The sequence below is a fragment of the Bacillus sp. EB01 genome (assembly GCF_000613125.1).
Classification (GTDB): Bacteria; Bacillota; Bacilli; order Bacillales; family Cytobacillaceae; genus Bacillus_D.
On record NZ_HG964497.1, the window covers coordinates 2,884,742 to 2,899,313 of the forward strand.

The window sequence follows — 14,572 nt, forward strand, 5'->3', positions numbered from 1 at the left end:
CTATCCTACCAGGCGATTTTCCCCATAATAACTTCACTTCTCGCCCCTGTAGCTGATGGCAGATTGTTGTATCGTTTCATCAAACACTGGTAACCCAGCAGAGCAAATACGACAGCTTCTTTCGCATCGCCTGGAATACCAAGCTCTTCGGTGCTGCCTATCTTTATCGCATTAGGAAGCTGGATTTGCAGCCGTTCTATTAAAGTACGGTTATGCCATCCTCCGCCGCTGACAAATACTTCTTTGATTTTGTGGCTTTCTATATATCTTGTAATATCCGAAGCTAGCGTCCTTGCTGTTAACTCTGTGACGGTGGCCAGTTTATCAGCTGCAGACAAGCTGGATTCTTCCCAGCATTTTCTCGCATACTCAATGCCAAACAGTTCCCTGCCCGTACTTTTCGGGGGTGTTTGTTTGTAGTATTCATGGGCTAAAAGTTTGTTGAGCCAATCTTCATCTGCCTTGCCGCCTGCCGCAATCGAGCCATTTTCATCAAAGCTCTGCTTTCCATTAGTAGCCCAGCCGGCAAAGGCATCGATGATCATATTGCCTGGACCGGTATCAAATGCAAGGATGCTTTCTTCGCTGATTTCAGGCGGCAAAACTGTGATGTTGGCAATCCCGCCGATGTTCACCAATACACGGCCGTGCCCTTTTTCCCGAAACAACAATTGATCGGCATAAGGTACCAAAGGTGCCCCTTGTCCTCCAGCGGCCATGTCTCTTGTTCGGAAGTCACCGACCGTTGTAACGCCGGTGCGTTCAGCAATAAGGCCAATATCTCCGATTTGCAGCGTCGAGGAAATTGAATATCCAGCAATTTCAGCGTGTTCCGGCTGGTGAAATATCGTTTGGCCATGTGAACTTATGAGATCAATTTCATCCATCGTCTTGTTTGCCTCAGTTACGACCTTTTTGGCAGCATCAGCAAACAGTTCGCCAAGCAGCATGTTCATCGCCGATATATCCTCTATACGCGCCTTGTCAGGGTCGCATAGCCGCAAAATCGTTTCGCGTACCATCTCTGAATATGGCAGTGTCGTAAAATGCAAAAGATTTAATTGGATGTCTTCTTTTTCCTCTTTAATGGATACCAATGCTGCATCAATTCCATCCAGGGAAGTTCCCGACATGAGGCCGATAACTATCTTTTCAGTTTTGTCCTTATTCACGTTCCAACCTCCCTTCAGTTTTTACGCGCCACCTTAGTTTGGTATGGTGACTGGCAGTTTGCCTGTTACCTGTACCTTTCCGTAAATCGCCTGGACGGCTATTCTAAGCGCAGGATACGGGAATTCATATGTGCAAATATAAGCATGGACATCAGGCAAATAGGCTAAATCATACGGGCTCCTCATTGCGATAACCACTACCGGCACGCCTGTACCGTACAGCCCTTCCACAAGCCCAACTTGTGAATCGCCTGGCTTGGCGGTTAATGTGCCAATGATAATGACATCAAAATCCTTTGCCAGCTCAGCGGCTTTATTGATTTCTTCAGCTGTTGCCGGATTGGATAACTGCAATATATGTGTGCCGGGATCATTTTCCTTAACAGCCTCGCCAAGGTGCATGGACGAATAACGCTTATCTTCCACTTGCATCGTATAGTTATTTTCCGAATAAACTACAAGGACTTTTTGGCTGCCCACTTGATCGAGCGGCAAAATATTATTATTTTTCACAACAGTGATGCCCTGCTTATAAATCACATCAGCCAATTGCTCATGCTCCGCGCAGCCGACGATGGAAGGAACTGGCGCATCGGTTCCAAAATCCAAATCATCCCAACGAACATATTTATCTTTCAATCTTTGAATCCGCCCTACCGCAGCATCAATGGCTGCCTCTTCGATCTTACCAGCATCAACTGCCGCAACAATTGAATCGATGGTGTCTTTCTGGAGGTTGTGGAGATGGGAAACCATTACCAGATCCACCCCTGCTTTAATGGCGGCCACACCACCGGCAGCGGTACCGATCGTATTGGCAATCGCGTTCATTTCCATGCAATCGGTCGTAATGACACCATCAAACCCGAGCTGCTCCCGGAGAAGTCCGGTAATGACTTTTTTGGATAAAGTCGCTGGAACACCAGGTGAATCCTCGATGGCTGGAAAATACACATGTGCGGACATGATCGTATCGGCACCTTGTTTTATATTTTCGATAAATGGCTTTAATTCAATTTCATAAAGCCTTTCCAAGCTATGGGAGATAACCGGAAGATCCAGGTGTGAATCGACATTCGTATCTCCATGTCCCGGGAAATGCTTCAATGTAGTAATGACACCGGCATCCTGCATGCCTTTCATAGCGTTTTGGCCGAATAAGCCAACCTTGTCGGCCGATTCGCCATAGGAACGCACTCCGATAACAGGATTATCGGAATTATTGTTGACATCAAGCACGGGTGCGAGATTCCAGTTGATCCCGAGAGCCTTGAGTTCTTTTCCGGTAGCAAGGCCAACCTGATAGGCATTTTCCGGGTTCCCGGTTGCTCCTAACAGCATGGCACCGGGGAAGATGGTCGCCCCTTCGCCAAGGCGGCGGACAACTCCATTCTCCTGGTCGATGCAAATCAGAAGCGGCTGTTCATGTCCGGCCTCTTTCGCTTCTTTTTGAAGCTCGTTCGTCAGATTTAAAATGTCTTGAGGAGTCCCGATGTTCCGCCCAAAGAGAATGATTCCTCCCACATGATGCTCCCTGATTAGTTCTTTTATTTCTTCGGATGCGGTTGTTCCTTTAAAACCAACGACCAACAGCTGTCCGACTTTTTTGCGCAGTTCACTGCTTTTCAAGATTTTGCGCCTCCTTTAAAGATCAAAACCTGGAATGCTTGGACCTCTCCTGATATTCGCCCCAACAGGGAACTTTAATGTTTGAGCATAGGCAGTCCGGTTCAGGCATCCTCTCATCGTTCCAAGTGCCTTATAGTAATCGTAATAGCGAAAATCCTTTGAGTTCATGACGAACCAATATTGGCTGAGCGCCTCAAGATATGTATCAAACTCATCGCTGACATCCACATAGATATCCGGAATGTACCCTTCCATGTCCTCCCAATTCTCACTATGGAACATCCGTGTTAAGGAGTGCGGCGGAAGCCCCTCCAAATCAAAACCCGGAAGCGCAGCTCTTAACCATGCGGCTTGAACAATTTTTGGACAAAGGGCATGATCGGGATGCATACTATTCTCCCAATGGGTGATAACGACATTCGGGTTTAATTTTCTGAACAGGGTGGCTACATGGGATATGGTTGCATCGTCATCCTTTAATTCAGCATCTTTATAATCAAGGGTAATGCTCTCGGCGCCTAATACAGCGGCAGCCTTTTCGGCCTCATTTATTTTTTGCTGGCGATACTCCTCCACAGTCACTCCCGCCGGTGTCCCTTTCTCACCTGCAGTTAAATGCAATAATGTGACTCTATGGCCAGCTTTTGCATATTTATGGGCGATCGCGCCGGCTTGAAGTTCTACATCGCCGCAATGAGCCCCGACAAGCATAAGGTGAATTTTCTTTTCCACATTACTTCCCCCTGATCAATTGAAATGTGAGCGAATGATATTGTGCAGCCTAGGCCTCAACCGAAGGATTGGATCGTTCCTGCCAAAGTGGACCCGATTTGTCAGCAAGATGACATGCAGCTTGATCTCCGGATCAAACCATATACTCGTTCCGGTAAAGCCGGTATGGCCATAGGAGGAAGCAGAGAAAAGGTCGCCGCAGCTTGATTGGAGCGGACTTTTCATGACCCAGCCCAGGCCCCTGAATTCATCGCTGAACGGCGAGTAATTCATCCTGGCAATCTGCAATGATTGTTTTGATAAAATACGATTCCCTTTGAAAACGCCATCATTTTCAACCATACTAGCATAATTTGCTAGGTCGTGGATGGTCGAGAATAAGCCCGCATGGCCGCTAATCCCGCCCATGCTATCGGTATTGTCATCATGAACAATTCCCTGCTTATATCCGTTTAATTTTTCGCTGTATTCTGTTGCAGCGTAACGAGACTTTCCGAAACTCGGGAGAAACCCTGTGTCTTTCATATCTAGCTTGTCGAACAATTCTCGTTTCACATAAGCTTCAAATCGTTCACCAGTTACGGTTTCGATTAATCTATACAGTGTAATGAACCCGAGGTCGCTATAAATCACTTTTTCGCCAATGCCAGCCACCAGCTTCTCATCATAAATCCGTTCCAAAATTTGTTCAGTGTTCAAATTTTCGCGGAAATATTCATAATGAGCGGCCAAGCATGACGTGTGGGTTAATAGGTTTTTTAACGTAATGTCCGCTTTTCCGTGTTTTCCGAAATCCGGCAGGAAATGGGCAACTTTATCATCGAGCCGCCATACCCCCTCTTCGATAAGCTTCAGAACCATCGGCAATGTCGCAACCACTTTTGTTAACGACGCCAAATCAAAAACAGTATCGAGCTGCATTGGCTGTTTCTCTGGATAAATCACCCGGGAGCCAATCGCTTCTTGCAGGATCGTTTCGCCTTGGCAGGAAATATGGATCACAGCCCCAGGGATATGTTCCTGGTTTATTTCATCTTGAAGGAAGTCGAGAATTCGCCTTTTCATTTATGACTGCTGCCCTTCTTTGGCAAGTTCGATTGCCTTTCGGGTAAAACCATTTGCCAACTCAATCACTTCATTTGCCTTCTCAACCGAAACCCCGCCCATCAGCATCACAATAGCCGGCTTTACTTTTTGATTGGTTTCTTTCAGAGATTTTTCGGCTTGTTCATACGAAGCGCCTGTAATTTCCATAACTATTTGTTTGGCTCTCTCGACTAACTTTAAATTGCTTGCGTTTAAATCGACCATAAGATTGTCGTATATTTTGCCAAGCTTAATCATCGTGGTCGTCGACAGCATATTTAAGATCATCTTTTGGGCAGTTGCCGCCTTTAAGCGTGTTGAGCCTGATAGGATTTCCGGCCCGACTACCACTTCAATTTGATGATCGGCATATTTGCTTATTTCTGCATTTTCATTGCAAGCCAGCGAAACCGTTGCCGCTCCAATTTTTCGTGCATACTGAAGGGCACCAATCACATAAGGTGTCCGTCCGCTTGCCGCAATACCTACGACAACATCGTTTTTGTTGAAGCCCCTGTTCTCCAGATCCTTTGCACCTTCCTCCGGATAATCCTCGGCACCTTCAACTGCAGTAAACATCGCCGATTCTCCCCCAGCGATTAAGGCCTGGACCAGTTCAGGCGGTGTACAAAAGGTCGGTGGACATTCCGCCGCATCCAGCACGCCAAGCCTGCCGCTAGTACCGGCACCGACATAAAACAACCGTCCATTATTTTTGAGGGTATGATAAATCACTTCGATTGCCGCTTCAATTTGCGGCAGCACCTCTTGAATTGCTTCGGCAACGCTGCTATCTTCTTTATTCATTAGGGTTATGATTTCATGGGTTGAAAGCTGGTCTATATTTCGCGACCGTTCATTCCGCTGCTCGGTGGTTAATCCAGTTAAGTTAACATTCACATTGGACACGCCTTTCCAACTTGCTGATTTAGAAAAATTATGAAACTACTCATGGATAGATTAATTCACTCCGGCCCACCCTCATCCGTGAGAAGCTTGTAAAACACTGTATAACTATAATGCTTTGTAAAATTGCTGATATTCTTTCCAAGTTCTGAAGCCGAGCTTGCCGTAAAACTTGGTTAATCCGGTCCAATCAATGACGATTCTATCTATCCCTCTATCTCTTAAAAAGGAGACGGCCGCTTGGACAATCGCTAAACCATATCCATTATTTCTTTCTGTCCGCTCAATTCCCAATGGCCCAATTCCACCCAATGGTTCCTTAAACAGTGGAGCCCAATAAACATTCTGGGCAATAAAAGGTGAATCGGGGTCGTTGATCCTGCAGAAGCCAATAATGTTCCCATTCTTTTTTAATAGGACAAATTCTCTTCCAATTCCGCCTTTCCTGAAATAGTGATGGGCTTCATATTCCCATCTCCCAGGAAAACAGCGATGCAGGAAAGAAAGCAGCTGTTCCTTTTCATTTTCTTGAAGAAGTGTAAATTGAATATCCTTAAACTCCGGCCTGGCTATTTTATCAGTGGTTTGATAATGCTGAATTAAATCCGCTTCAACACCACCAGCCTGATAACCTTTTAGTTCAAACCACTTTTTAGTATTAACATCATCCTTAGGAATGCCAGGAAAGTAATGATACGGATCACGGCCCAACAACACTTTCTTGCAGTTATTATCTCTGAATGCTTTCTCGCTCTTCTCCAGTAAAGCGCTTCCAATTCCGCTATGGCGGTTAGAAGTTCGAACAATTAATACCTGAACCCAGCCTGTTTTTTTATCTATCGGTATAGCAATTTTCTCTCTCCATATCTTTGAAACTATGAACCCTGCTATCTGACCGTCGTCATCAATCGCCATCCACGATCCTTGTGGCAGGATGTTTTCATCATCAAAGCTGTTTTGTTTAAAAAGCTCCCTGGTCATTGGAAAGTGGGATCCAATTTCCGAATTCCACAAATCGACCAACTGTGATAACCTACTTATATCCCATGGTATGTATCTCACTCAGGGCAGCCCCTCTTCCTCACTGCATTTCGTCCAACTGATTTAGATAACCCCATTATATCAGGGTGCTCCAAAATGTGAAATAAAAATTCAAGACATATTAATATTTTTGTATTTTTATTTCAAACCCCATTCATATTTTCTACAAAACTTGTATCTAGTTGTTGATCACTGCTTGCCAATCCTGCTATTACTGCTCCACCTACAGGTGCAATTGCTGGCTTAATCAACTGAACCTCTATATTCAGTTTTTCCAGTTTTTCATGGATGATTGGCTTCAGCAGATCTTCTCGATGAAAGACCCCGCCAGCCATTACAACTGGAATCGGTCCAGTATAATCCTTAAAGAGTTTCTTCTTTAAACATCCAATGGCTTCCGCGAATTTGGAGCCGGCATCATGAATAATTTGCCGGGCTACTTCATCATGTTGAGCCGCCGCATCTGTAACGTATTTACTAAGCGGTGCGATGGCGCTTCTTGATTTTCCGGTTTCATAAACAAAGCGGATAAGGTCCGGTACGTCCCCAACCCCGAAATGCCCTAGAACCGAGTCTGTCAAAATCGTAGCTGGCCCTCTTCCATCGTACGCTTTAAAAACCGAATTCAATGCTGCCCTGCCGATGTCGTAACCGCTGCCTTCATCGTCAATTAAATAGCCCCAGCCGCCGACTCTTTGCCGATCCCCTTCAGCATTTATCCCAAATGTAATCGACCCAGTTCCAGCTATTTGTACGATTCCAGGAACACCTAACGTCCCGGAGTACAGTGCATTCACTGCATCATTATCAACAATAATCCTGACATCGGCGGGCACGAAGTTTGCAAGCAGCTTCTCCATTGCCGCCCTCGCTTCAGGCCGATCAACACCTGACATACCTGCAAATACAGTGTGGACCATTGAAAATGACTTTTCGTCCTGGCTCTTTAAAGAACTAAATAATACTGCCAGTTCTCTTTCCACAACCTTTAGATCCACACCGTTATGATTGGTTGCGCCAACCGTTTCACTTGCATATACTTTTCCAAACCGATCGGCAATAACTCCCTTTGTTTTTGTTCCACCGCCATCAATCCCAAGTACATACATGAAATATTTAGCCCCCAAGATTCATTCTTTTTTACAACTTTATTATAACTTTTTAAAATATAATTTCAATTAGTTTATTTAAATTTTAAAATATAATTTTAAATTTTGGTGAAACAAAATTTCAGAATAATTTTAAAAAATATGAAATTATATGTTGACTATATCTGTTCTTGGTCCCTATAATTTAAGTGTCATAGAAAGATAGTTTGCTAGAGGAGGGATGGTCCGGAAAACTAGAAGATTCTTCGCAGCACTTGAAAGCGCTATCATTTAAATTCAAGGAGGATAAAATGCTAACAAAACAAGTAAGAAAATTCATCAGTGTGTTGTCCATTGTATTTATTGTCTCCGGTCTCTTTTTTAGCCTCTTCTCCGGCAACTCAACTGCTTCCGCCGCAAAACCTCAAATGACTTTTACAGAAAAGATAATGGCCAAGGATACGGCTAATCGAACCTTGGAACTGGAATATCAGGGTAAACTTAAGCTAGCTGAAGAATACAAAGTCTCTCAATGGGTAGATGGAAAACAATATATAAAATCTCTGCGCGATGTTCGAGTTGGAGCAGAAAATATTGCCGTTAAGGTAAATGGAGAGCGTGAAATTATTCAGATTACGATAGATGGGGTTACGCCTGTGGAAAACATGAGAGTTGGTATTATGACAACCAACTTCACCACGATGGATCATAATGAAATCAAATTAAGCTCGCCTAGTGGTCTACAGATTGTGGACAAGCTGGCGGATGCAACTTTTGAGTCTGCCTCTAATGAGATTGTCACATTTAAATCGGTTGATGGCACTGTTTCGGTTGTGAAGGAAGATGGTTCTGAAGCATTCTCTACGAAAAATAGAATTTATATTTCTACCGATGAAGCAAGCAAAATTAAAGTAGAGACAATTAAAAGAGGAAGCCCGCTATATACCCCTGCTTACAGAGGCACTTTTGAAATCACTTCTGTAAAGGGAAATAAGCTTCAGTTAATTAACGAAGTTGGATTAGAGGAGTACCTGTACCAGGTAGTTCCTAGTGAAATGCCTTCAAGCTTTGGCCTGAATGCGTTGAAAGCCCAAGCTGTAGCAGCCAGAACGTATGCATTGGGTGATTACCTGAGTGACCGCTTTGCAAAAGATGGTTATTTTGTCCTTGATAGTGTCATGAGCCAGGTGTATAACAACTCACCTGAAAATGCTCTAACGACACAGGCTGTTCAGGAAACTGCAGGAAAAATTATGTATGGTGCTGATGGCAGTCTCGTAGATGCGAGATATTATTCAACCTCCGGCGGATTCGGTGCTTCAAAACATCAGGTTTGGGCAGATGCCGATGGCTCCTTCCCTGGACAAGTTGTTCCATACCTATTGGCACAAAGCTATACATTTGATCCCAATGATTCAACAAAGATGCTGAACATTGATACACAAAACGAGCAGGAAGTTCTTAATTTTTACAAAAACCTTTCTTACAAAGGCTATGACGACACTTCCCTGTATTTTAGATGGAAAATAACTCTAACCAAAACTGAACTTCAAAACACAATCAATAAAAATTTAGCCCCACGGTATGCTGCCGATCCAAAATTCGTTTTAACAAAAAATGAAGGCGGCGAGTTCGTAAGCAAACCGATTCCAGCAGCGGGAATCGGTGAATTCAGGGATATGTATGTTACGAAGCGCGGTGACGGCGGAAATATTATGGAGCTCGTTATCGAAGGATCAACAGGAACATACAAGATCTTGAAAGAATACAATATTCGCTTTACGATTCGTCCTAATAAAGCTGATACAGGCAGTGCACAAGATATCATTATCTATCGCGCCGCTGGCGGCAGCACAGACTATACAAATACAACATTAAAAAATGGTTCGATTCTCAATTCTGCATTTTTCAGCTTTGAAAAAGATGACGAAAAAGTTGTCTTCTATGGCGGCGGAAATGGCCATGGTGCCGGAATGAGCCAATATGGTGCTTCCCAGCTTGGCTTGGCTGGAGTAAGTTATGACAAGATCCTGACTTCCTACTATCCGAATATGAATCTTACAGATGTATCGGTCGTTGGTGCTCCCGATCCTAAAGGGCAGGAATAAATAATTTAGTGGTGAAAGAGAAGGAAGCAAAATTGCTCCCTTCTCTTTTTTGTTGGCTGGAAATTTAATCAGATTAATAGATGCTTGGGCGATCAGCGAATGAGATTATTTAGCTAGTCCCAGTTTGGCTGCTTTCTTCATTCTTCTACTGATAATCCGTCATACACCGTCAGCGGCTGATTTGCTGGTTTGTCCTGAATATCTGAAAATCTGTCCTGAATCGTTTGGGAAATGTCCTGAATCATCCGGGAAATGTCCTGAATTTCAAAAAATGTGTCCTGAATAATTGAAAAGTTGTCCTGAATTTTTTAGCGACCTGCAGTGCCGGTCGTTGATGCAACCTATCAAGGTCATTTCGGTATTACAAAATGTGAAAATGCACTTGAACTGTTCCTACATTGGCTAAAATTGATTTCCCAGATAGGAAAGAATACAATCCACGCGATTCGGAAAGGATTACTAATATTCCAAGCTAGTTTTTTTGTAGATTAACTTGGTAGTCTCAACTGAAAAGCAAGACAAAATTTACTTTTTACTAAAAACTATTTTTTCCGGAAATACTAAGTAAGCAGTTTCTTTGAATTGTTATAATATTAGAATTATAATAAAAAAGTATACTAGCATACCAACCGGTTGAGTAATAGTATTTTAAAAAGTAAGGAGGAATTGTACATTATGGCACAAAAAACAGCAGTTATTACAGGTTCCGGCCAAGGAATCGGAAAAGCATTGGCTGAACGTCTAGCAAGCGAAGGCTTTGCAATTGTCTTAAGTGATCTTAATGAAAAAACAGTAACAGAAACTGCGGCAGAACTTAAAGACAAAGGATTTAACGTCACATCTTTTGTTGGGAATGTGACAAATCTTGAAGATCAAAAAGCACTCGTTCAACACGCTGTCGATACTTTCGGAAGTGTAGATGTTTTTATCAATAATGCTGGTGTGGAAGGCCAAGTCGCACCTCTTACTAAAGTAGAACCTAAATCAGTTGATTTTGCTTTAGATGTTAACGTTAAAGGTGTCATCTATGGTATTCAGGCAGCTGCGAACCAAATGATCAAACAAGGTACTGGCGGTAAAATCATCAATGCTTGTTCAATCGCAGGCCAGGAAGGTTTTGAAATGCTGGGAGTATATTCCGCTACAAAATTTGCAGTTAAAGGTTTAACTCAAACCGCTGCGAAGGAACTGGCACAGCATAAAATTACCGTTAACTCCTACTGCCCAGGTATCGTCGGAACCAGCATGTGGGAACGCTTGGATGAAAAAATGATGGAACATATGGGCACGAAAAAAGGCGAAGCATTTGAGAAATTCACTCAAGGCATCGCACTTGGCCGCGCTCAAACTCCGGAAGATGTGGCAAATCTGGTTTCATTCCTGGCTTCATCAAACTCCGATTACATCACAGGCCAAAATATCCTGACTGATGGCGGTATGGTATTCAATTAATATATAAATCTGTGCTTATCTGCAGATAAGAAAAGGCCTGATTTCCCGTTTATACAATCGAGGAATCAGGCTTTTTTTACTCCATTGGATTAAACCGCCATTCCACTTTCAAGATGTTCAGGCAATCCTCTCAAAAATCTATCTTATGGCTTCTGTCCTAGGAAATTTGTCCAGCTAACTTTCATAGGACTTGCTATTTTGCCTAGACATTTTCTTTTGGATTCGTATGATGAATACTCCAATAAACGCCAGAATGCCAACGAGTGTTCCAGGAAGCAAAACAAGAAAATTACGCTTTTCTTCCTTTGATGATTTTGGAGGAGGATTCTCCTTGGCCGTCTCCTTAATAGTTTCTTTTTTGAAGTTCTCTAATTTGATTGACGTAATGAGATGCTTATCTTCACCGAATATTTCTAATGTTCCCTCGGCATTCATTTTCATGGTCACCGTCTGGTTAGCTGGCTGTGTAAAGTAAACGTCCCTTGTGGTCTTATATTCCCCATTATCCATAGGGATGATGGTTCCCTCGGGAATAAAATCCGTCTTAAAATTCCCGAATGCATAATCGAGCAAAGCAACCGTGTCATTGTAAGCGTCTTTACGCGCAGCGCCTTTCAACGTTACAACAATAATACTTGTCCCAGCTCTCTCTGCAGCTGTTACCAACGTATGGCCTGCTTCGTCAATATATCCTGTTTTTCCGCCGATAATTCCCTCGTAAGGTCTTTCTCTCAGTAATTTATGATGTGTAAATAATGTGGTTTTCCACGACTGGCCCTGCCACTTTAGCTGTTTCGTACCAAAGATCCTTCTGAACTCTTCATTTTTCAGCGCATGTTGTGTAATTACCGCCAAATCCCTCGCCGATGTTTGATGATTGGGGGCAAACAGGCCGTGTGGATTTTGAAAAGTGGTTTCCTCCGCCCCAATTTCCTTTAAATATTCATTTAATTTTTGGGAAAACTGTTCAATTGAACCATCAAGATGCTCGGCTATAGCGACCCCGGCATCATTCCCGGAATTAATCAAAAGTCCTTCAATGAGTTTTCTTAGCGAAACCTGTTCCCCTGCTTCAAGATAAACACGTGAGCCTTCAGTTTCTCTGGCGGTCTGGCTGACGGTTACTGTATCATCGAGGTTCCCTTTTTCAATCGCATAAATCGCCGTGGCTACCTTAGTCAAACTAGCCGGGTACTTCCTTTCCCTTGAGTTTTTTTCAAAAAGAATTTCGCCGCTCTTTGCATCCAATACAATAGCGGCACCGCTTTTAATAACTGGAACTTGATCAGCATGGACTCTAGGGACGAAAAGAAAGATAAACACAATAAATAGCACCTTTTTCATACTTCACCTGCCATATCAACATAAAAACCTTTAAAACAATAGTACTATTTACTCATGCGGATGAAAATAGGAAAATTATGAATAACCTTTTACATCTTATTTACTTAAAGTTTAAGTATGTCTGCCAACAAAAAAAATCCCCAAAGCTTCCTTAGGAGATTAATTGTACAGCCGGGGTACATATAAATACGGTTTTATCATATTTAAACATAATATAAGTTTCCTCGGTTTACTCCTGAAACTTTGAGGTGAGGACTAACCGTCCCTATAGAGGAAACTCCGCCAATAGAAAAAGAGGAGGCTACCGCCCCCTCTTAATAGATTTTACTTCTTCAACCGGTAAACCCTTGCCTCATAAGGCTTCAGGCGCAATTGTTCAATTGGCTGATTTGTATCCACTTCATAGTTTGAAATCAGCAGCTCTTTAGTAGAGTATGAAATGCTCTCAGGCAATACAAAGTCAGGTGTTTCCTTACTGAAGTTGCAAATGACCAAAAGTTGTTCATTTTCGAGAGTCCTTGTGAAAGCATAAATCTGTTCATCGTCTTCAAAGATGATATCATATGTTCCATAAACAATAATTTCATTCTGTTTCCTAAGCTGAATCAATTTTTGATAATAATAGAAAATCGAGTCTTTGTCTTCTAGAGCCGCTTCCACATTAATATCTTTATAATTCGGATTCACCTTGATCCAAGGCGTTCCTTCAGTAAACCCGGCATTCGTGCTGTTATCCCATTGGACCGGAGTCCTTGAATTATCCCGGCTTCTTTCATGGATTCCCTTGAAAATTTCATCATGTGACAGGAATGTTGGAGTCAAATCACGATACGCGTTCAATGTCTCAATATCCCGGTAATCTTCAATAGAATCGAATTTTACGTTCGTCATTCCAATTTCTTCGCCCTGATAAATATAAGGAGAACCTTGCATCATATGAAGGCAGGTGGCGATCATTTTACCGGAAATTACCCGATATTCCTCCGAATCGTTACCCCATCGGGAAATGGCCCGCGGCTGATCGTGGTTGCTCCAATACAAGCTATTCCATCCATTGTTTTCGAGGCCCTTTTGCCATTTTGTAAAAATCTTTTTCAAATCGGTTAGTTTCCATTCCTTTGGATCCCATTTGCCATACTTACCATCGCCAATGCCAACATGCTCGAAATGGAAAACCATATTCAGTTCTTTTCTTGATTCACCTGTATAGAGTTTTCCTTGCTCAACAGATACCCCGGGCATTTCACCTACCGTGATGGTGTCGTATCCGCTTAAAGCCTCGCGATTCATCTCCTGGAGAAATTCGTGAATTCTTGGCCCGTTCATGTAATACTTGCTTCCGTTCCCATAAGGCAATCCATATTCAACTTCACCTTCTGGGTAATCAGTATCCTTGGAAATGAAATTGATCACATCCATTCGGAAGCCATCTACACCCTTATCAAGCCAAAAGCGCATCATATCATACACTTCCTGCCTGAGGACAGGATTTTCCCAATTTAAGTCAGGCTGTTTTTTGCTAAAAAGATGCAAGTAGTACTCGTCTGTCTGTTCGTCATATTCCCAGACACTTCCACCGAATGCAGCGCCCCAATTGGTTGGCGGCTGCCCATCTTTTCCTTTTTTCCAAATATAATAATCCCGGTAAGGGTTATTCTTGGACGTTCTGGAGTGCTTAAACCATTCGTGTTCATCGCTTGAGTGATTCACAACAAGGTCCATCATAATTTTGATGCCATTTTTATGGGCTTCTTCAAGCATTCTATCAAAGTCAGCCATTGTGCCAAACTCATCCATGATATTCCGGTAGTCCGAAATATCATATCCGTTATCATCATTCGGGGATTTGTAAACAGGAGAAAGCCAGATAACATCAATGCCCAATTCTCTCAAGTACGGTAATTTCTCGGTAATTCCGTTCAAATCACCTACTCCGTCTCCATTCGAATCATTGAAACTTCTAGGATAAATTTGATAAATAACACTTTCTTTCCACCAATTCTTTTCCAAAAGA

The 14,572-nt window shown here is 42.8% G+C and carries 11 protein-coding genes; 2 read left to right on the plus strand and 9 right to left on the minus strand.

The window, feature by feature from the left end; genetic code table 11:
- Positions 1–5: 5 nt before the first annotated feature.
- From TY16_RS13270 to TY16_RS13300, 7 genes are all read right to left on the minus strand, one after another.
- On the minus strand, positions 6–1,172 hold the full coding sequence (locus TY16_RS13270; protein ID WP_231505611.1) for an anhydro-N-acetylmuramic acid kinase: 1,167 nt from the start codon (positions 1,170–1,172) through the stop codon (positions 6–8).
- A gap of 33 nt (positions 1,173–1,205) precedes the next feature.
- Positions 1,206–2,801 carry a beta-N-acetylhexosaminidase gene (gene nagZ, locus TY16_RS13275; RefSeq protein WP_043932384.1) on the minus strand — a complete coding sequence of 532 codons (1,596 nt, stop codon included), beginning with the start codon at positions 2,799–2,801 and terminating at the stop codon, positions 1,206–1,208.
- Between the two features lie 15 nt (positions 2,802–2,816).
- On the minus strand, positions 2,817–3,533 hold the full coding sequence (locus TY16_RS13280; protein ID WP_043932385.1) for a PIG-L deacetylase family protein: 717 nt from the start codon (positions 3,531–3,533) through the stop codon (positions 2,817–2,819).
- A 15-nt stretch (positions 3,534–3,548) separates the two neighbouring features.
- On the minus strand, positions 3,549–4,598 hold the full coding sequence (locus TY16_RS13285) for a serine hydrolase domain-containing protein (RefSeq protein WP_043932386.1): 1,050 nt from the start codon (positions 4,596–4,598) through the stop codon (positions 3,549–3,551).
- The gene (gene murQ / locus TY16_RS13290; protein WP_043932387.1) at positions 4,599–5,519 is read right to left on the minus strand and encodes an N-acetylmuramic acid 6-phosphate etherase; all 921 of its coding nucleotides are present in this window, start codon (positions 5,517–5,519) and stop codon (positions 4,599–4,601) included.
- Between the two features lie 114 nt (positions 5,520–5,633).
- Positions 5,634–6,587, minus strand: a complete 954-nt coding sequence (locus TY16_RS13295; RefSeq protein ID WP_043932388.1) for a GNAT family N-acetyltransferase — start codon at positions 6,585–6,587, stop codon at positions 5,634–5,636.
- 122 nt (positions 6,588–6,709) lie between these two features.
- Complete coding sequence (locus tag TY16_RS13300) at positions 6,710–7,675, minus strand: N-acetylglucosamine kinase (RefSeq protein WP_043932389.1); 966 nt, start codon at positions 7,673–7,675, stop codon at positions 6,710–6,712.
- A gap of 290 nt (positions 7,676–7,965) precedes the next feature.
- On the opposite strand from TY16_RS13300, the gene TY16_RS13305 reads away from it, so the two are divergent.
- On the plus strand, positions 7,966–9,762 hold the full coding sequence (locus TY16_RS13305; protein ID WP_052342719.1) for a SpoIID/LytB domain-containing protein: 1,797 nt from the start codon (positions 7,966–7,968) through the stop codon (positions 9,760–9,762).
- A 675-nt stretch (positions 9,763–10,437) separates the two neighbouring features.
- Positions 10,438–11,214, plus strand: a complete 777-nt coding sequence (locus TY16_RS13310; protein WP_043932390.1) for an acetoin reductase — start codon at positions 10,438–10,440, stop codon at positions 11,212–11,214.
- A 174-nt stretch (positions 11,215–11,388) separates the two neighbouring features.
- On the opposite strand, the gene TY16_RS13315 is transcribed toward TY16_RS13310, so the two are convergent.
- Together TY16_RS13315 and TY16_RS13320 are read right to left on the minus strand one after the other, a co-directional pair.
- Positions 11,389–12,558: a D-alanyl-D-alanine carboxypeptidase family protein gene (locus tag TY16_RS13315; protein ID WP_043932391.1), complete on the minus strand. Its 1,170-nt coding sequence runs from the start codon at positions 12,556–12,558 to the stop codon at positions 11,389–11,391.
- A gap of 324 nt (positions 12,559–12,882) precedes the next feature.
- Complete coding sequence (locus tag TY16_RS13320) at positions 12,883–14,568, minus strand: glycoside hydrolase family 13 protein (RefSeq protein ID WP_043932392.1); 1,686 nt, start codon at positions 14,566–14,568, stop codon at positions 12,883–12,885.
- Positions 14,569–14,572 lie beyond the last annotated feature (4 nt).